Annotated in this window: 21 protein-coding genes; 7 read left to right on the top strand and 14 right to left on the bottom strand. The window is 70.2% G+C overall.

The features are described from left to right. Positions 1-8: 8 nt before the first annotated feature. From ACIP89_RS16155 to ACIP89_RS16140, 4 genes are all read right to left on the bottom strand, one after another. On the bottom strand, positions 9-362 hold the full coding sequence (locus ACIP89_RS16155; RefSeq protein ID WP_401926958.1) for an ArsR/SmtB family transcription factor: 354 nt from the start codon (positions 360-362) through the stop codon (positions 9-11). Positions 363-425: 63 nt separating this feature from the next. Then, positions 426-1,088 carry a 4'-phosphopantetheinyl transferase gene (locus ACIP89_RS16150; protein ID WP_402115358.1) on the bottom strand — a complete coding sequence of 221 codons (663 nt, stop codon included), beginning with the start codon at positions 1,086-1,088 and terminating at the stop codon, positions 426-428. 22 nt (positions 1,089-1,110) lie between these two features. After that, on the bottom strand, positions 1,111-2,526 hold the full coding sequence (locus tag ACIP89_RS16145) for a cation:proton antiporter (RefSeq protein WP_402115356.1): 1,416 nt from the start codon (positions 2,524-2,526) through the stop codon (positions 1,111-1,113). Between the two features lie 95 nt (positions 2,527-2,621). Continuing rightward, positions 2,622-3,365 (bottom strand): thioesterase II family protein, encoded by a 744-nt coding sequence (locus ACIP89_RS16140; protein WP_401927100.1) that lies wholly within the window; start codon positions 3,363-3,365, stop codon positions 2,622-2,624. A gap of 173 nt (positions 3,366-3,538) precedes the next feature. Here ACIP89_RS16140 and ACIP89_RS16135 point away from each other — a divergent pair, with 173 nt between their 5' ends. Beyond that, complete coding sequence (locus tag ACIP89_RS16135) at positions 3,539-4,147, top strand: barstar family protein (RefSeq protein ID WP_402115355.1); 609 nt, start codon at positions 3,539-3,541, stop codon at positions 4,145-4,147. A gap of 36 nt (positions 4,148-4,183) precedes the next feature. On the opposite strand, the gene ACIP89_RS16130 is transcribed toward ACIP89_RS16135, so the two are convergent. From ACIP89_RS16130 to ACIP89_RS16105, 6 genes are all read right to left on the bottom strand, one after another. Beyond that, entirely contained in the window at positions 4,184-6,328 is a 2,145-nt protein-coding gene (locus ACIP89_RS16130) for a hypothetical protein (protein WP_402115354.1), read from the bottom strand. Continuing rightward, positions 6,325-6,858 carry an SUKH-4 family immunity protein gene (locus ACIP89_RS16125; RefSeq protein ID WP_402115353.1) on the bottom strand — a complete coding sequence of 178 codons (534 nt, stop codon included), beginning with the start codon at positions 6,856-6,858 and terminating at the stop codon, positions 6,325-6,327. Before ACIP89_RS16125 ends, ACIP89_RS16130 begins: the two co-directional genes overlap by 4 nt. Before the next feature lie 203 nt (positions 6,859-7,061). Continuing rightward, positions 7,062-7,493 (bottom strand): SHOCT-like domain-containing protein, encoded by a 432-nt coding sequence (locus ACIP89_RS16120; RefSeq protein WP_401926943.1) that lies wholly within the window; start codon positions 7,491-7,493, stop codon positions 7,062-7,064. Positions 7,494-7,531: 38 nt separating this feature from the next. Continuing rightward, positions 7,532-7,795, bottom strand: a complete 264-nt coding sequence (locus ACIP89_RS16115; protein WP_401926940.1) for a hypothetical protein — start codon at positions 7,793-7,795, stop codon at positions 7,532-7,534. Further along, a complete protein-coding gene (locus ACIP89_RS16110; protein ID WP_402115351.1) occupies positions 7,792-8,154 on the bottom strand; it encodes a DUF2089 domain-containing protein in 363 nt (120 codons plus the stop codon). Before ACIP89_RS16110 ends, ACIP89_RS16115 begins: the two co-directional genes overlap by 4 nt. A 153-nt stretch (positions 8,155-8,307) precedes the next feature. Next, a complete protein-coding gene (locus ACIP89_RS16105) occupies positions 8,308-8,799 on the bottom strand; it encodes a GNAT family N-acetyltransferase (protein WP_401926935.1) in 492 nt (163 codons plus the stop codon). A gap of 50 nt (positions 8,800-8,849) precedes the next feature. Here ACIP89_RS16105 and ACIP89_RS16100 point away from each other — a divergent pair, with 50 nt between their 5' ends. Then, positions 8,850-9,665, top strand: coding sequence for an exodeoxyribonuclease III (locus ACIP89_RS16100; protein WP_401927089.1), 816 nt, complete (start codon positions 8,850-8,852; stop codon positions 9,663-9,665). 10 nt (positions 9,666-9,675) lie between these two features. Here the strand turns inward: ACIP89_RS16100 and ACIP89_RS16095 are convergent, their stop codons facing one another. After that, positions 9,676-10,317, bottom strand: a complete 642-nt coding sequence (locus ACIP89_RS16095) for a MerR family transcriptional regulator (protein ID WP_401927282.1) — start codon at positions 10,315-10,317, stop codon at positions 9,676-9,678. A gap of 195 nt (positions 10,318-10,512) precedes the next feature. On the opposite strand from ACIP89_RS16095, the gene ACIP89_RS16090 reads away from it, so the two are divergent. From ACIP89_RS16090 to map, 5 genes are all read left to right on the top strand, one after another. Continuing rightward, entirely contained in the window at positions 10,513-12,033 is a 1,521-nt protein-coding gene (locus ACIP89_RS16090) for a flavin-containing monooxygenase (protein WP_401926930.1), read from the top strand. Further along, positions 12,030-12,971 carry an alpha/beta fold hydrolase gene (locus ACIP89_RS16085; RefSeq protein ID WP_401926928.1) on the top strand — a complete coding sequence of 314 codons (942 nt, stop codon included), beginning with the start codon at positions 12,030-12,032 and terminating at the stop codon, positions 12,969-12,971. Before ACIP89_RS16090 ends, ACIP89_RS16085 begins: the two co-directional genes overlap by 4 nt. Next, a complete protein-coding gene (locus ACIP89_RS16080; protein WP_401926927.1) occupies positions 12,968-13,861 on the top strand; it encodes an SDR family oxidoreductase in 894 nt (297 codons plus the stop codon). Before ACIP89_RS16085 ends, ACIP89_RS16080 begins: the two co-directional genes overlap by 4 nt. An 87-nt stretch (positions 13,862-13,948) precedes the next feature. Beyond that, complete coding sequence (locus ACIP89_RS16075; protein WP_401926924.1) at positions 13,949-14,143, top strand: hypothetical protein; 195 nt, start codon at positions 13,949-13,951, stop codon at positions 14,141-14,143. Between the two features lie 179 nt (positions 14,144-14,322). Beyond that, a complete protein-coding gene (gene map / locus ACIP89_RS16070) occupies positions 14,323-15,099 on the top strand; it encodes a type I methionyl aminopeptidase (protein WP_402115349.1) in 777 nt (258 codons plus the stop codon). A 15-nt stretch (positions 15,100-15,114) separates the two neighbouring features. Here map and ACIP89_RS16065 read toward each other — a convergent pair whose 3' ends face one another. From ACIP89_RS16065 to ACIP89_RS16055, 3 genes are all read right to left on the bottom strand, one after another. Further along, positions 15,115-15,915: a MarR family transcriptional regulator gene (locus tag ACIP89_RS16065; protein WP_402115347.1), complete on the bottom strand. Its 801-nt coding sequence runs from the start codon at positions 15,913-15,915 to the stop codon at positions 15,115-15,117. 600 nt (positions 15,916-16,515) lie between these two features. Beyond that, positions 16,516-16,674, bottom strand: coding sequence for a hypothetical protein (locus ACIP89_RS16060; protein ID WP_402115345.1), 159 nt, complete (start codon positions 16,672-16,674; stop codon positions 16,516-16,518). Further along, positions 16,671-16,853, bottom strand: coding sequence for a hypothetical protein (locus ACIP89_RS16055; RefSeq protein ID WP_402115344.1), 183 nt, complete (start codon positions 16,851-16,853; stop codon positions 16,671-16,673). The genes ACIP89_RS16060 and ACIP89_RS16055 overlap by 4 nt, the downstream gene beginning before the upstream one ends. Positions 16,854-16,883: the final 30 nt, after the last annotated feature.

Here is a 16,883-nt window from a genome sequence, read left to right as displayed (position 1 = left end):
ATAACGTTCTAGTCTTCCTCATTGGTGGGGCCGTCTGCCTCACGTGCGTGATTCTCGTCCGTCCCGGTCTCGTCCGCCTGGAGTGCGTCCAGGATCGTCTGCACGTTGAGACGCAGCTCGAACGGAGCCAGCTCGAAGTACTTCAACGCCTTCCCGTCGTCGGAGAGTTCGAGTGCTCCGACGACCAGGCCCGCCTTCTCCAGGCGCTCAAGATGCATGTAGAGCAGGGGGCGGGACATGCCCAGCTCGCGGGCCAGTTCACTGACGTACTTCCGGCCGCCGGCCAGCCCGGCGATGGTCCGGAGCCGTTGCGTGTGACTCACCGCGGACAGGAAGGTCAGCAGTTCTTCGCTGTTCAACATCTGCCTCCCCAGTGCGCCCGGCTGTACGTGTCAGCCAAATCTTTCACATGGCGAGAAAGGCTGTCAACAAAGGGGCCGGGGATCGGTCGCGCACGCCAGGAGCAGGCCGTCCCGCGCCAGCCACCGACCCTCGAAGGCCTCGGGCGGGGACGGCTGTCCCGGTGGGCGCTCGGCCAGGATCCGGGCCCGGAAGGTGCCGTCCGGCCTGGGGGAGACCTGCGCGTCGTGGAAACTCAGCCAGCGCCGCGTCACCGGGAACCACGCCTTGTAGACGGCCTCCTTGGCACAGAACAGCAGCCGGTCCCAGTGCACGTCCGGGTACCGGCCGGCGAGCTCGATGTGCCGCTCCCGTTCCTCGGGCAGCGCGATGTGCCGCAACAGGCCCTCCATCAGGGGCTCGTGCGGCTCCGCGTCTATGCCGAGGGTGCGGATGCCGGAGCGGTGCGTGACGACCGCAGCACGGTAGCCCGCACAGTGGGTCATGCTTCCGACCACACCGGCGGGCCATTGCGGGGCGCCGCGCTCGCCCGGCACCAGTGGCGCCGGCGGCAGGCCCAGCTTCCCGAGGGCATCGCGTGCGCAGTGCCGCACCGTCGCGAACTCCAGCAGCCTCGGCTCGCCGACCCTGCCCAGTGCGGCCCGCTCGCCCGGGTAGAGCGTCGCCTCCGGCACGTCCCCGAAGCACTCGGCGGCGGCGACACCCGCGGGCACAATCTCGTCGATCACTTGGCCGCCTCGCGCAGGGGGGCTATCGGGGAACGGAAACGAGCTCCGAGGCATCGCGCCCGGTGGTGCCGCCCTGTTCTCCGGCGCCGTCCGGCTGCGCTTCGAGGACCGGCTCGACCGCGTCCGGGCCCAGCAGCCGGAGCAACGGCCGCGTCATCATCGTGGTGGCGAGGGCGACGATGGTGAGCAGGCTCAGCATCCGCTGGTCGATGATGCCGGCCTGGAAACCGATCTGGATGATGACCAGTTCGGTCAGCCCGCGCGAGTTGAGCAGCGCGCCGAGCGCCAGAGCGGGCCGGCGGCGCATCCCGGTGAGGACCGCGCACAGCGCCGGTCCGAAGATCTTGGTGACGGTGGCCAGGAGGAGCAGCCCGCCGAGCGTCAGCGCCGTGGTCCGGTCGAAGTGGAGGGCGCCCAGATCGATCGTGAGGCCGAATCCGAAGAAGAAGAACGGCAGCAGCACGGTCTTCGCCGTGCCGGACAGCCTGTCGGCCACCCGGGCGGCCCGTGCGCTGCCCCTCGGCCAGGCGAGCCCGATCAGCAGGGCCCCGATCAGCTGGTGCACCCCGATCAGGGTCGTCAGCGCGGCTGTCGCGGCGATGCCGGCGGCGAGCAGGACCATGGTGACCGCGTCGCTCTCACCGCCCTCGGCGGCTTTCGCGTGGGAGTGCGCCCAGCGGGCCAGTCCCTTCCGCAGCGGCCCGAGGAAGAACACGGTGATCGCCGCGGCGATGAAGCCGTTCAGCAGCACCCCCGCGGGTCCGCCGCCGTGGAGCTGGGCCAGCAGCCCGGTGAGTACCAGCCACACCACGCCGTCCCCGGCCGCCGCTGCGAAGAGGCTCAACTGACCCTGACGGGTGCGGGTGAGTCCCAGGTCGGTCAGGATGCGAGCCAGCACGGGGAAGGCGGTGACACTCAGCGCACATCCCACGAACAGCACGAACACCACCGGGTTGCCGGCCGACCCCATGAAGGTGTGGACCAGCGGCACGGCGACCGCGGCCCCGGCCGCGAAGGGCACCAGCAGAGAGGCCTGGGTCACCAGGAGGGCCTGCGTTCCGGTGCCGCGCAGCCGCATTCCGGTCAGCTCGCGGCCGACACCGAACATGAAGAAGACCAGGCCCACCTGGGCCAGCCCGTCCAGCATCGGCAGAACGCCGGACGGGAAGAGCCAGCCCGCCGCCCCGGGAACGAACCGTCCCAGCAGGGTCGGTCCCAGCGCCAGCCCGGCGCAGATCTCCCCGATCACCCGCGGCTGTCCGAGCCGGTCGGCGAGCAGCCCGCCCAGATAGGCGGCGAGCAGGATCACCGCCACGGCGATCAGGAAGTGGCCGCCCTTGTCGAGGCCGTGCGCCGTGGCGGCCGCGTCCCCGGCCGGGGCCGACTTCCGGGTGGCCATCCAGGTGGCCGAGGCGATCACCGCCAGGGGCACTGTCACGATCAACACCATCGTGGTCCAGCGTCGCTGTCCGAACAGGCTCTCTCCACGCACGATGCACACTCTCCGTGTTCTCGATGGGCGGGCGACGCGGCTCAGCCGCGTCGGTTCTCGTCGTGCTCGGCGCCGAGCGCCTCCCGGACCACGTCGTACGGCGGTGACGCGGCCAGGTAGAAGTGGTCACCGGGCACCACTCGTTGCCGGAAGCTGCCGGTGGTGTGCTCGGCCCATCGGGCGGCCTGATCCGGCGTCACGCGTGTGTCGTTGTCCCCCAGCACGGCCGTGACCGGGCAGCGCAGCAGGGGGCCGGCACGGTGGGCATAGGCACCCAGCATCTGGAAGTCGCCCTTGACGTACGGCAGGATCAGCTCGCGGAACATCGGGTTGTCCAGCAGCTCCGCATCGGTGCCGCCCAGGTCCGTCAGCGTCGCGATGGCGCTCTCGTCGTCCAGCGCGGCCGCCCGGGCCTCCGACCGGACCGAGTGGGCCGGCCGGGTCCCCGACACGAAGAGATGCGCGGGCCGCGCGCCCTCGGCCTCCAGGATCCTGGCCGTCTCATAGGCGACGACAGCGCCCATGCTGTGGCCGAACAGCGTCGTGGGACGGTCCATGAGAGGCCGGACGGCGTCCGCGATCTCCCCCGCCATCGCCACCAGGTCGGTGGCCGGGGGCTCCCCGAACCGGTCGGCCCGCCCCGGGTAGCAGACCGCGTGCACCTCGAACTCGGGGAGGCCCTTGCGCCACTCCCGGAAGAAGTACGACGACCCCCCGGCATGGGGGAAGCAGACCAACCGTCGGGTGGCGAAAGGGCGGGGTTCCCTGCATTCCGTCCAGGCCATCAAAGCGCTCCTGCTGGTCGTATGCCGAACGTGCTCGGCTGTTCCACGGGCCCGCCCATTGGACCCGGCCCCGCTGACAGCCAACTGACAAGGGCGTGGCCCCGGCGCCGCCACGGCGGGAACGCACTGCCGGTGCCGGGGGGCGGCAGCCGTTCGAGCCGTAGGGTCGTGGCATGGCGACTGAAGACGGCCCGGCCCCCGACCCCGAGCGCACGCAGGACCGCGCGGACGCGAACCGGAGTGAACCGGCAGAGGATCCTGCACGGGCCTGCCCGTCGAACCGCCCTCCCGGCATCGAGTACATGGACAACACCTTCGTCACCCTCTTCTGGCGACGGCAGCTCCTCACGGATGCCGGACTGCGGCTCGAAGAGAGCGGGTTCCGGGTGGTCCACCTCGCGGCGGGGGAGTGGACCCGCGAGCGGGAGATGCACAGTGCCTTCGCCGCGGCGCTGCGGTTCCCCGACTACTACGGCCACAACCTCGACGCGCTGAACGACTGCCTCGGGGACGTGGCCTGCCACGGCCCCTACGACGACGCACCCGAAGGCACCGGGCTCGTCCTGTCCGTCACCGACTACGACCGCTTCACCGCCGCCTGCCCGGACGCGGCCCAGTCCGTCCTGGACATCGTCGCCGGCCAGGCCCGCCACGCGGCGGTGCTCCGGCGCCGCTTCTTCTGCCTGGTCCACAGCAACGACCCGGACATCCGGTTCGAACCGGTCGGCGCCGTGCCCGTCCTGTGGAACCGCGACGAGTGGGCCGACGCCAGACGCCGCTGAGGGGCCCACCCCCGGCCACGATCCGCCGGACAGACCCTAAGCGCGCCTGCGGACGCGGCGGACGAGCACGATGATCAGACACAGCAGAACCACGCCGCCGACGACGAAGATCCATGGGTGGCCGCCGCTTCGGCCGGCCGCCTTCGCCGGTGCGGCGACGGGGAGCGGGTCGTGGTGGTCAACCGGGTAGGCGCCGCCGCCGAGCCACACCTTGCCCTGCCGGTCGGGCGCCGCGTGCTGGGCCGAGGCGGCCACCGCGTCGGTCAGGCCCTGGTGCTGGGCGGAGAACGCGGCTTCGGCCATCGGCACCAGGTCGACGTTGCTGAAGTCGACACCGCCATAGCTGTAGGTCACGTCGTAGCGGTAGTCGCCGACCCGCTTGACGCGGTGGACGTTGAACTCCTTCTTGTTGTACGACTTCACGTAGGCGTCGAAGACCTGGCGCGACGACCATGACTCACGGGCCGGCCACGGGCTCACGTCGCCGCTGTCAATCAGCCCGGCAAGGCTGCCGTCGGTGTGCTTCTCGCGATACCACTCGGCGGCGACCCGGCTGAGGTAGACGCGGCGCAGGTCGGCGAAGTCGGCGCCCTTGTTGACGTTCTCCTCGACCTTGGGCAGCACCTTGGAGCGGAAGAGCGAGACCATGCGGTCGTCCGACTTGGCGCAGCCGGAGCTGCCGCCCCGCGACTTGAGGTAGTCGGCCTCCATCTTCACTTCGAGTGGGGCGTCGACGATGTAGAGGCCGCCGTTGTGCTCGTAGACAGCGGCCGGCTTGGGGACGATCCACTGGCGCAGCGAGATGCACGACTGCTTGCCGGGGGTGAACTTGCCCCAGAACTCCTTGCCCAGCGCGGTGTCGGGGTGGATGAGTCTGCCGACGAGGGTCTTCATCCGGAAGTCGGCCTGGAGCAGGACCCGCCCGACATCGGTCGCGCCGAGCTTCGGGTCGACGATGCGGTCGGGCTCGGTCGGGTTGAGGTTCACCCAGAACGTCGACCGAGGCAGGCTGAGCCAGACGAAGAACGCGTCCGAACTCTGGTTGACCGCTGTCTTGCCCGCTGCGGCCTTGTGGTCGGTACCGGGCGTTGAGTCGGCGGCGAACGAGTACTGCAACCGGCCGCCCGCGCCCTCGTTGAGATAGCGCAGCTGGAGCGTGGAGAAGTCGATTCCGCCGGGATCGGTGCCGTTCAGCGCGGCGACCGCGGCGCTCTGCACGGGCGAATTGCCGGGTCTGTTGAACGGCTCGGCCTTCACCAGCGCCGAGGCATCGCCGGTGACCTTCTTACCGTTGTCGACGAACTTCTGGGCCAGATGTTTCTTGTTCTCGCGGAGCGTCTCCTGCCGCTTCGCGCCGGTGGGCGGATCGTCGACGGCGTGCACGACCTGCTCCACGTTGGGAAATATTCTGCGGGTTTCGAGCATCTTGCGGCAGCTGCTGTCCCCTGCCCCCGTACAGGGCTCCTGCTCGGTGGAGACCTTGAACGTCCGGTTGAGGAGGTCCTTCCGCACGGGCGGCGGGCTCTTCAGCCGGCCCGCTGCGTAAGCCTCGGACGCCAGCGAATTGAAGTTGACCGTGACCAGCCCATCGAGCGGTTCCGAGTGCATCAGTCCACGATTCAGCCTGCTCTGGATCCGCTTCGCCGACTCACCGGACAGGTCCCAGGTGAGACTGGACGCCGCCTTCTCACCGGCCGAGGTCGGCGCCCGCCAGTCGACGATCTCATTGTTCGCGTCGCGGAGTGGCCGCAGATCCCATCCGACGAGCTGGAACGTCTTTGCCTGCGAGTCGAAAAGCAGTAACTGGATGATGGCCGTGTTGGTGTTGGCGACCGTGCCGTCGGCGCGGGGGGAGGGCAGGCGGTTGTTGATGCTTCCCGTCGTGATACATAAGGCCTTCCCGGGAACCACGTCCGGTATGAAGCTCGTGCCGACGTTGGTGTCGTAGCTGACCTCGTACGGCGCCCTGGAATGCAGCGAGCGGTATATCAGATTCGGGATCATGAGGATCCACTCCGGGTCGTGCTCGGTGACCTTCTCGAAGCGGACCGTCCCCGGCTGGTCGTCGGCGAGGGCGGGAACCGGCGGGACTGCCAGCAGTACTGCCAGCAGGGCGGCCAGCCCCGCCAGGACACGCCGCACGAAAGCCGTCCGCCGCCCCCGGACGGCGACGGCGATCACAGCTCGACTCCTTCACGGAGGCCGTCGAGCAGGCCTGGCCAGTAGGCACCGGTCTCGGCGGCAGCCGGATCGAGACCGGCCAGGACCGTCTCGAACCGCGCGTAGGCCGCGAGGCCGTCCTCAGCTGTCATCCCTGCCACGGTCGGATCCCAGATCTCGCGGCGCCAGACGCCCAGGGCGACCAGGAAAAGCGGCAGGCTGGAGCCGACCAGTACCAGAGCCGGGACGTGGCCGCCCGAGAAGGTATGGACCCGCCCGCTTCCTGGGTCAGCCACGAAGGACGGCATCTCCCAGTCCGTGGCGATAAGCAGCCGGCGGCTGTCGAGGCGCTCGACCCAGTGCGACATGCGGTTGTCGTGGACGAATGCGATGCCCTGCACCTCGACCGTGGGCAGCCCCACCGACGTCAGGAACTCCACGACATCCGGCGCGACACCGTGCGGAATCCGCCCGGCTGGGATCGCCTTGAGCCGGCTGGCCCACAGGGCGTCGATGTCTCTGATCAGCTCACGGTCGGCACGCTCAGCCATGATCGAGTGTCCCCCTTCGACTCGGCTCATCCGCTTGTGCGATTCCCAGTCGGCCGGACCGGTACACCGGCGTCATCCACCGGTCTTGATGGACCGGAGTCGGTTCGGACACCACAATCGCCCACTGCGCTGCCCCAGCAGTCCGTACCTCGTGACCGCCGAGCGGGTGGCGGACGAGGCGGACGAGTAGGAGCGCGGCGGTGCTACTCGCAGAAGACGCGCACCTGGCCGCTGGGGTCGTCGACGTCGACGGTGACCTCGTCGAGCTGCTCGACGAGTTCCTCGAGGTGCTCCGGTTTGAGTTCGGTGAGGTCGATCGGTACGCCCGACCTGCGCAGGCCCGTGTTGGCCCGGGTGAGCGCCTGCGGGGGGAGGAGGCTCGCGATCCGGACCCCGGCGCGCAGCAGTTGCAGCGGAACCTGGATGTTGACCCGGCTCGGACCCTCGCCGGTGCCGTCGTCCTCCGAAGACACCATCACCCGCAGGTACTTGGGCCGGGGCTTCGGACGGGGTGCGGCTCCCTGCTCCGACTCGGGCTGCCGGCGCTGGAGGGCGTCGATCAGCCGCTCCGCCTCGTCCGCGGTGATCTTGCCCTCGGCCAGCATCTGCAGGATCTGGCGGCGCTGCTCGTTCATGGCTGTGCTCCCCTTCGGAGTCATCGAAGTCATCTGAGTCACCTGACGCCTATCCGGAAGGCGATCGGGCCCTGGTCGATCTCGAACCTGGTGCCGGGCAGCGCCCACAGCAGGTGCCAGGCAACGCGCAGCGCGCTCACCGGACTCAGCCGGAAGGCGCGGCGGCACGCGATCAGCCCGGCCACCACGGCGAGCAGCAGCAGCGGCGACAGCAGCACGGCCACCGGCAGGAGCGGGATGTGCAGCCGGCGCCGGTTGCCGTTGGCGCGGCGATAGCCCACCGTCAGCAGCTGCGGGATCACTGCGGCCGCTCCAGCTCGTCCAGCGCCTCCTGGGCGCTGATCTCGCCGCGCTGGAGGCGGTCGAGGACGTCGGCTCCGGCGGGCGCCGGGTCGGTGTCGACGAAGTCGAGCCGGTCCGCGATCCGCTTCAGCCGGGATTTGATCGTCGGGTAGCTCACCCCGAAGATCCGCTCCATCTCCTTGATCGAACCGTGCGACCGCACGAACGCGGCGACGAACACCTGGTCCTCGACGGCCAGCTGCGCCAGCTGCGGCGGCTCGAACTGTCCCTCGACCGCGATATCGCTGTCGGTGAGCCGGACCCGCTCGACCACGAACGGACGGCCCTGCGTCAGGTCGGTCAGTTCCTGCCAGTCCACCCTCGGCTCCTCTGCACTCGTACGCGCACTCATACGCGCAAGCACTCGTACGCGCACGCACTCATCCGTGCATGCGCTCATGTGCAGTTCTATATTGAGTTTATTGAGGAGTCAACGCAGAAAACTTAATTTCCTTCAACTGAGCTTCAAAGGTCAGGCTTCCCCGTCCCGCAGCGGCTTCGCGAAGCAGCGGCTGTTGGGGTACGTGCGGTAGTGGCCGAACTTCTCGCAGGGCTCGTAGCCGCTGGAGAGGTACAGGGCGATCGCCTCCGGCTGCTGGTCGCCGGTCTCCAGGACCATGCGGACGCGGCCGGCCGCGCGGGCGTCGGCCTCCAGTGCGGCCAGGATGCGGCGGGCGAGCCCCTGGCCGCGCCCCTCGGGTATGACGTACATCCGCTTCAGCTCGGCGTCCCCGTCCGAGTAGCCCTCGGCGTTGCGCTCCTGTGAGCGCCAGCCGCCGGTGGCGACCGGGCTGTCCGACGCGTCGTAGGCGATCAGGTACCGGCCGTGCGGCGGGTCGAACATCGTGGCGTCCAGCGGTGTGACGTCGCCCTCGTCCCCGTAGCGCTCGGCGTATTCGAGCTGCACCCAGTCGTTGAGTTTGACGGCGTCAGGGTGGTCGAAGGCGCGGGTGTGGATATTCATGCGTGCAATCGTACATGTATGCGACACCCGGATGTCGGTATCGTGCCGGGATGCTCACTGTGACCACCGTGAATGTAAATGGTCTCCGCGCCGCCGCCAAGAAGGGCTTCGTCGAGTGGCTGGCGCAGACCGACGCCGATGTGATCTGCCTCCAGGAGGTGCGGGCCGAGGCGCAGCAGCTGCCCGAGGATGTACGGGAGCCGGAGGGGTGGCACACCGTCCACGCCCCGGCCGCCGCCAAGGGCCGGGCCGGGGTCTCGCTCTACTCCCGCCGGGCCCCCGAGCGGGTACAGATCGGGTTCGGCGGCTTCGGGGACGCCGGGGCCGAGGAGTTCGACACGAGCGGCCGGTACGTCGAGATCGACCTGCCGGGCGTCACGGTCGCGAGCCTGTACCTGCCCTCGGGCGAGGTCGGCACGGAGAGGCAGGAGGAGAAGGAGCGCTTCATGGCGGCCTTCCTCCCCTACCTGACCGGGCTGAAGGCGCGGGCCGCCGCCGAGGGCCGCGAGGTGGTGGTCTGCGGTGACTGGAACATCGCCCACCAGGAGGCGGACCTCAAGAACTGGCGGGGCAACAAGAAGAACGCCGGCTTCCTGCCCGAGGAGCGCGCGTGGCTGACCCGGGTCTTCGAGGAGGCCGCGTACGTCGATGTCGTGCGGTCGCTGCACCCGGACGTCGCGGGCCCGTACTCGTGGTGGTCCTACCGGGGACAGGCCTTCGACAACGACACGGGCTGGCGGATCGACTACCACGTCGCCACTGAGGGGCTGGCCGCACGCGCCGCGAAGGCGTTCGTCGAGCGGGCCGCCACACACGGCGAGCGTTGGAGCGACCACGCGCCCGTGACGGTGGTGTACGGGCAGTAGGACCGCCCCGCTACTCCCGCGGCTCCGCCGCCTCCGCGTCGCGGCGCAGCCGCCGGTCCAGCGCCATGGAGAGTTCCGCGTCGACCACCGCGCGTGCCAGCGGGCGCAGTTGGGGAGGCTCTTCCTGTGTGCTGTGATCGCGCAGGGTCGAGACGAACAGGTCCGCCAGGGCGTCCGCGTGTTCGCGGACCCGGCGGCCGGAGGCGAGGACGGTGGCGAGCGGGACGCCCTCCCGTACCAGTTCGGCGGAGACCTCCAGGAGGCGGCGGCTGATGTGCACGATCTCGTCGCCGTCCGTGCCGAGGTAGCCCAGCTCCATCGCGGCCGCCAGGTTCTCCGGGGTCGACTCGCTCTCGAAGTAGTCCGCGAGCTGCTCGGGCGTGAGCCGGACCGGGGTCTCCTCGGTCGGTTCGCCCAGGCCCAGCACTTCGGCCACGTCCCGGCCGCTCTCGAAGGTGCGGGCCAGGTCCGCGATGCCGGTGAGGGTGTGGCCGCGCTCCAGCAGGCCGGTGATCGTGCGCAGCCGGGCGAGGTGGTGGTCGTCGTACCAGGCGATGCGGCCCTCGCGGCGCGGCGGTGAGATCAGGCCGCGCTCGCGGTAGAAGCGCAGGGTCCGGACGGGGATACCGGCTTCCTTGGCCAGCTCCTCCATGCGGTATTCGCGGTGCTCGTCTCCGTCAGCCACCCCCGCACCCTACCGGCCGCCCCGCCGCGGGGGGCGCTTGTTGTACCGCCGGTAACTTTCCCCTGCCGCACCCCTACCCATCGGTACGGGGCTGCTCTAGTCTCCCAACTGTGCCAGTGATTGCTGGCAGAGTCGTGGGACGTATCGCGGGGAGGCGGCAGCATGGCCCAGCACGAACATGTACGAGTGGCGGTGATCGGATCCGGATTCGGGGGCCTCGGAGCCGCTGTCCGGCTCCGCCGCGAAGGCATCACCGATTTCGTGATCCTGGAACGCGCCGGTTCGGTCGGCGGCACCTGGCGCGACAACAGCTATCCGGGCTGCGCCTGCGATGTGCCGTCCCACCTCTACTCGTTCTCGTTCGCCCCCAATCCCGAGTGGCCGCGCACCTTCTCCGGGCAGGAGCACATCCGCGCCTACCTGGAGCACGTCGCGGACACCTTCGGGCTGCGCCCGCACCTCAGGCTGGACCACGAGGTGACGATGATGCGCTGGGACGGCGACGAGCTGCACTGGGTCATCGAGAGCGCGAACGGCGCGACCGTCGTGGCCGATGTCGTCGTCTCCGCGACCGGGCCGCTCTCCGACCCCAAGCTGCCCGACATCCCCGGGCTCGCGGACTTCCCCGGCAAGGTCTTCCACTCCGCCCGCTGGGACCACGACGCGGACCTGACCGGCAAGCGCGTCGCGATGATCGGCACCGGCGCCTCCGCGATCCAGATCGTGCCGTCGATCCAGCCCAAGGCCGCGAAGCTCACCCTCTTCCAGCGCACCCCGCCCTGGGTCATGCCGCGCATGGACCGGCAGATCAGCGGAGCCGAGCGCTGGCTGCACCGCACGCTCCCCTTCACCGGCACCGCACGCCGCGGACTGCTCTGGGGCATACGGGAGTTGCAGGTCAGCGCCTTCACCAAGCACCCGGACCAGCTGGGCCTGGTCGAGCGGATAGCCAAGTCCAACATGGCCCGCTCCATCAAGGACCCGGCCCTGCGCGCCAAGCTGACCCCCTCGTACCGCATCGGCTGCAAGCGCATCCTGCTCTCCAGCGCGTACTACCCGGCGCTCGCCCAGCCCAACGTGGACGTGGTCGCCTCCGGCCTGAGCGAGGTGCGCGGCTCCACGGTCGTCGCCTCGGACGGTACGGAGGCCGAGGTCGACGCGATCGTCCTCGGCACCGGCTTCCATGTGACGGACATGCCGATAGCCGACCGCGTGGTGGGCGCGGAGGGACACACCCTCGCGGAGTCGTGGAAGGGCGGCATGCAGGCGCTGCGCGGGGCGAGCGCGGCCGGCTTCCCCAACTGGATGACGATCATCGGCCCCAACACGGGCCTCGGGAACTCCTCGATGATCCTCATGATCGAGGCCCAGCTGAACTACATGGCCGACTACCTCCGTCAGCTCGACGTCCTCGGCGGAAAGGTCGCCCTCGACGCGCGCCCCTCCGCCGTCGGAACCTGGAACCGCCGCGTCCAGGAACGGATGAGGCGCACCGTCTGGAACACCGGCGGCTGCACCAGCTGGTACCTGGACGCCAACGGCCGCAACACCACCGTCTGGCCCGGCACCACCGCCGAGTTCCGCAGGGCGACCAGGGCGGTCGACATCGCGGAGTACCAGGTCGTCCGCGTGCCGGCGCAGCGGAGTGCGGACAACGCCGTCTCCGAGGAGGTCGCCGGATGAGCCGCCCGCTGCCCGGCCGGAGCACCCGCCCCGTGCCCGCCCGCGAACTCATGGCCGTCTCCGCCGACGGCTCCCGCGTCCACATAGAGGTGCACGGACAGGACGGCGCACCGGCGGTCGTCCTCTCCCACGGCTGGACCTGCAACACCGGCTTCTGGGACGCCCAGATCCGGGACCTGGCCGTCGACCACCGCGTCATCGCCTACGACCAGCGCGGCCACGGCACCTCGCCCGCGGCCGGCCCCGCCGGATACACCACGCGGGCACTGGCCGACGACCTCGAAGCGGTGCTCGCCGCCACCCTGGAACCGGGCGAGAAGGCCATACTGGCCGGCCACTCCATGGGCGGCATGACGATGATGGCCGCCGCCCGCCGGACCGGGCTCCGCGAGCACGCCGCTGCCATACTGCTGTGCAGCACCGGCAGTTCGCGGCTGATCGCCGAAGCACGGGTCGTGCCGATACGGGCCGGTGCGCTGCGGACCCGGCTGACCCGAGCGATCCTCGGCTCCCGCGCGCCGCTCGGCCCCGTCACTCCGCTGTCCCGCCGCATCATCAAGTACGCGACCATGGGCGCGGGTTCGGCGCCGGAGCGGGTCGAAACCTGTGCCCGCATCGTGCACGCCTGCCCCCGCGGACCCAGGTTCGCCTGGGGCCACGTCCTCGCGGATCTCGACCTCGAAGAGGGCGTACGGGAGCTGCGGGTGCCCACCGCGGTGATCGCGGGTACGGAGGACCGGCTGACGCCGCCCGCCCACGCCCGCGCCATCGCGGCGGCGCTCCCCGACTCCCTCGGGCTCACCGAGCTGGCGGGCCTGGGGCACATGACTCCGGTGGAGGCGCCGGAAGCGGTCACGGCGAAGATCCGGGAACTCGCGACCGGGTATCTCCCGTTGCGCGGTACGGCTGGTGTAGAGGGCAAGGAGGAGGTCGCATGAGCGGCAGGCACAGTCTCGAAGGTCAGGTCGTCGTCGTCACGGGAGCGGCGCGCGGTGTGGGCGAGCTGCTGGCCCGCAAGCTCTCGGCGCGCGGAGCGACGCTCGCGCTGGTCGGCCTGGAGCCGGACGAGCTGAAGAAGGTCTCGGAGCGGCTGCACGGCGACAGCGACCACTGGCACGCCGACGTCACCGACCACGAGACGATGGCCCGGGTCGCCCAGGAGGTCAAGGAGCGCTTCGGCAAGATCGACGTCGTCGTCGCCAACGCGGGCGTGGCCTCCGGCGGCCCGTTCGTCGACTCCGACCCGGCCGCCTGGCGACGGGTCATCGAGGTCAACCTGATCGGCAGCGCGGTCACCTGCCGGGCGTTCCTGCCGATCCTGATGGAGAGCCGGGGCTACTTCCTCCAGATCGCCTCGCTCGCCGCGATGACCCCCGCGCCGATGATGACCGCCTACTGCGCGTCCAAGTCGGGCGTCGAGGCGTTCGCGCACAGCCTGCGCGCGGAGGTCGGCTACCGGGGCGTGAAGGTCGGCGTCGGCTACCTCTCCTGGACCGACACCGACATGGTGCGCGGCGCCGACGAGGACGACGTCATGCGCGAGCTGCGCCAGCGGCTGCCCTGGCCGACGAACCGGACGTACCCGCTCGGCCCGGCCGTCGACCGGATAGTGGCCGGTATCGAGAGGCGTTCGCCGCATGTGTACGCCCAGTGGTGGCTGCGCGGCATGCAGTCGGTACGCGGCTACCTGCCGTCGGTGCTCGGCGTCGGCGGACGGCGCGAGATGATGCGGTACGGCTCGCGGCTGGACGGCGTCAGCAAGGGTCTTGTCGGTGCGGGAGGCGCCGCTGACCAGGCAGAACGCGCGTCGCACACGCAGCGTAAATGATCGAAATGCGATGAATGCCCGCTCGTGTAAGTCTGGTCGAGGCCCTTACGGGGCCGTCCCCCACGCACCCCACGAGGAGTGAACAGCATGGGCATCGCGGACCAGTTCAGGGACAAGGCGAAGGACCTTGCCGACCAGGCGCAGAAGAGGGCGAAGGACGGCAAGGGCAACGGGCCGGACCGTTCGCAGGACGCGTCCGAGCGGGTCTCCGGCGCGTCCGAGCAAGCTCGCGACAGGGCCCGGGGCGCTGCGGACGACGTGCGCGGGCGCTTCGACCGCTGACGGCGGCGCTCGGGTGTGAGCGATGTGTGATGTGTGTTGAGGGGCGTGTCCGGCTTCGTTCCGGGCGCGCCCCTCCCGCGTCAGGGGCCGGTGGTGAGCGGCGACCCGACCGTGGAGCCCATTCTTATACCGGTATAGTTAGACCGGTATAGTTATTGGACGCACCTGAGAGGTCCCCCATGATCGAGATCCTGAACTCCGCACGGCTTGAGCGGGCGAAGGACACCGGCGGCCTGGTCGGAGACATCCTCCACACGCTGAAGCGGCGCAGCGCGGTCGGGACGAACCTGCTGGACATCGACCGGTGGGCCAAGGAGATGATCATCGAGGCGGGAGCGCAGTCCTGCTACGTCGACTACGCGCCGTCCTTCGGGCGCGGCCCGTTCGGGCACTACATCTGCACGGCCGTCAACGACGGAGTGCTCCACGGGCTCCCCCACGACTACGCGCTGGCGGACGGAGATCTGCTGACGCTCGACCTCGCCGTGGTCAAGGGCGGGGTGGCGGCGGACGCGGCGATCAGCTTCCTGGTCGGCAAGGCCAGGCCGGCGGAGAGCGTGGCCATGATCGAGACGACCGAACGCGCACTCGCCGCCGGCATCGCCGCCGCCAGGCCCGGGGCGCGCATCGGCGACCTCTCCCACGCCATCGGCACGGTCCTCGGCAAGGCGGGCTACCCGATCAACACCGAGTTCGGAGGCCACGGGATCGGCTCCACCATGCACCAGGACCCACACGTCGCGAACACCGGACGGCCCGGCCGCGGATACAAGCTGCGCCCCGGACTGCTGCTCGCCCTGGAACCGTGGGTCATGGCCGACACCGCCACACTCGTCACCGACGCCGACGGCTGGACCCTGCGCAGCGCGACGGGCTGCCGGACCGCGCACAGCGAGCACACCATCGCCATCACCGACAGCGGAGCCGAAATCCTCACCCTGCCGACGGCCTCCTGACGCCGCCCGCGCTCGTCAGCGGAGTTTCAGCTGTTCGCGCAGCCGCTTCACATGGGCCTGGATGTCGCGTTCGATCCCGGGCTCCTCGGCGGACGCCGGGTGGGCGGGTTCGCGGCAGGGGCCGCACAAGCCGTCCCGGAACGCTTCGGCCTTGCCCGGTGCGCCGCAGTCGGTGCACTCGATCATCAGACGGGGCACTGATGTGTCGCCCTGCGGTGCGGGGGGTGCGGCGGCGGGCCGGTGGGGCGGGAGCTTGGTGACGAGGCGCTTCCTGACGAAGCCGAGCGGTGAGTCGACGGTCGCGGGCAGTCCTGCGGTGACGGCGTGGATGAGGTAGTCGGCGTCCACGCCGCGTGCGAACCACTCGGCGGCCGATTCCTCCAGTTCCCGGCAGTCCTCCTCGGAGAGCCCCAGGCGCCTGTCGGCAGGGCCCAGCCGGGCCAGGGCGAGGTAGGCGGGCGACGGGTCCGCCGGGGCGGTGCGCTGTTGCGGTACGGCCGGGGCGGGCGCGGGTGCCTCGGGTGTCGCGGGGGCTGCTGGTTCGGCCGGGACCCACGGGGGAGGGGGTGCGGCCGGTGCGGGCTGCGGTTGGTGCAGGCGGTGGCCCGCTTCGGCGGTGAGGAAGGTGTTCCACCACTCGTTGTCGCGGGCCACGCGCGACCAGAAGGTGCGGGTGACCCAGCGGACGTTGTCGCCGTCACCGACCGCGCACCGCGCCTGGCGCAGGTGTCCGGCCACGCCCAGGGCCCGCAGCGCGCTGCCCACGGCCATCTGCCCGTACAGGGGCTGGCACTTGGCGAGCGACTTGATGTTCATCGCCGAGCCCTCGGGGAGCTGGTCGACGTATCCGGCGATGTACCGCTCCCGCTCCGGCAGGAACGCGAAGTCGTCGGCGCGGGGAGGGCGCTGGTCAGGGACGGAACGCTTCCCGTAGCCGGGGCCGGGACTGGGGGCGTCGGCAGGGCAGGGCTAAAGTTCTGGGTAGCCACGAGATCGCCTCGCTTGCTTCGATCTTGGGGTGAGACCCCGGCCGGTGCGTTGAACACCGTGTCGGGGTCGTTTCGTTGGGGGCACGGTAAGCAGCCGCGACGCTGAGCCGCAAGTCGGTCACAAATAGTCACACTTGCTCGCCGTTACGGGTCAGGGAGGTAGGGAGGTTCTCCCAACCTCTTTCTTCTACCCACCGGTTGTCAGACATCGCTCGAATCTCGGAGCCCGAACCCCGGCCCTCGGATCCCGGGGTTCGAGACTCGGGCCGCCTCTCCGTCACGTACCCACGAACGAGTGAACAGGCTTCCGACGCTCGGTCTTCGGATCTCGGATCTCGGGGCTCGACGCTCGGGGCTCGACACCCGAGCCCCGAGGCTCAAGGGCAGGTGGTGGCGGCGCTGGGCAGAAGCGGCACGCCGCGTGTCCTCAACGCACCAGGAGTTCGACGGCGACCCTCAGGCGTTCAAGGTAGGACTCCCGCGTCGCGGCCTGGTGCTTGAGGCCGATCGATGCGCTGATCATCGTCTGCGCGACGGGGGCGGCCGTCTCTTGTCCTGACTCGACGGCGATCGCGCCCGTGATCAATTCTCGAAACGGCGTGGAGCGGTCTGTGTGATCTCTCCGAGGAGGTTGGTGTTGTCCGCTATGACCGCGGCGACATCGCGTGCCAGCGGGCCGACGCAGCGGCCCGCCCATTGGCCGAAGGCTTCGACGAGGCGCTCCGGAAGGGGGCGGTCGACGTCGGTCAGGAGGTCTTCGGCCACTGCGATGTCGCGTTCCAGGGCCTGGGTTGC

Origin of the sequence: Streptomyces sp. NPDC088730, from assembly GCF_044751215.1 — a bacterium.
In the GTDB taxonomy this organism is placed as follows: Bacteria; Actinomycetota; Actinomycetes; order Streptomycetales; family Streptomycetaceae; genus Streptomyces.
Note: the sequence above shows the minus strand (reverse complement) of the source record. Positions and strands in the feature narration are given on the sequence as shown.

What these genes read in the sequence shown, in the direction of transcription:
- ACIP89_RS16155 (WP_401926958.1), bottom strand. Translation starts at nt 362, where the DNA reads ATGTTGAACAGCGAAGAACTGCTGACCTTCCTGTCCGCGGTGAGTCAC.
- ACIP89_RS16140 (WP_401927100.1), bottom strand. Translation starts at nt 3,365, where the DNA reads ATGGCCTGGACGGAATGCAGGGAACCCCGCCCTTTCGCCACCCGACGG.
- ACIP89_RS16135 (WP_402115355.1), top strand. Translation starts at nt 3,539, where the DNA reads ATGGCGACTGAAGACGGCCCGGCCCCCGACCCCGAGCGCACGCAGGAC.
- ACIP89_RS16125 (WP_402115353.1), bottom strand. Translation starts at nt 6,858, where the DNA reads ATGGCTGAGCGTGCCGACCGTGAGCTGATCAGAGACATCGACGCCCTG.
- ACIP89_RS16120 (WP_401926943.1), bottom strand. Translation starts at nt 7,493, where the DNA reads ATGAACGAGCAGCGCCGCCAGATCCTGCAGATGCTGGCCGAGGGCAAG.
- ACIP89_RS16105 (WP_401926935.1), bottom strand. Translation starts at nt 8,799, where the DNA reads ATGAATATCCACACCCGCGCCTTCGACCACCCTGACGCCGTCAAACTC.
- ACIP89_RS16100 (WP_401927089.1), top strand. Translation starts at nt 8,850, where the DNA reads ATGCTCACTGTGACCACCGTGAATGTAAATGGTCTCCGCGCCGCCGCC.
- ACIP89_RS16095 (WP_401927282.1), bottom strand. Translation starts at nt 10,317, where the DNA reads ATGGAGGAGCTGGCCAAGGAAGCCGGTATCCCCGTCCGGACCCTGCGC.
- ACIP89_RS16090 (WP_401926930.1), top strand. Translation starts at nt 10,513, where the DNA reads ATGGCCCAGCACGAACATGTACGAGTGGCGGTGATCGGATCCGGATTC.
- ACIP89_RS16085 (WP_401926928.1), top strand. Translation starts at nt 12,030, where the DNA reads ATGAGCCGCCCGCTGCCCGGCCGGAGCACCCGCCCCGTGCCCGCCCGC.
- ACIP89_RS16080 (WP_401926927.1), top strand. Translation starts at nt 12,968, where the DNA reads ATGAGCGGCAGGCACAGTCTCGAAGGTCAGGTCGTCGTCGTCACGGGA.
- ACIP89_RS16075 (WP_401926924.1), top strand. Translation starts at nt 13,949, where the DNA reads ATGGGCATCGCGGACCAGTTCAGGGACAAGGCGAAGGACCTTGCCGAC.
- map (WP_402115349.1), top strand. Translation starts at nt 14,323, where the DNA reads ATGATCGAGATCCTGAACTCCGCACGGCTTGAGCGGGCGAAGGACACC.
- ACIP89_RS16065 (WP_402115347.1), bottom strand. Translation starts at nt 15,915, where the DNA reads ATGAACATCAAGTCGCTCGCCAAGTGCCAGCCCCTGTACGGGCAGATG.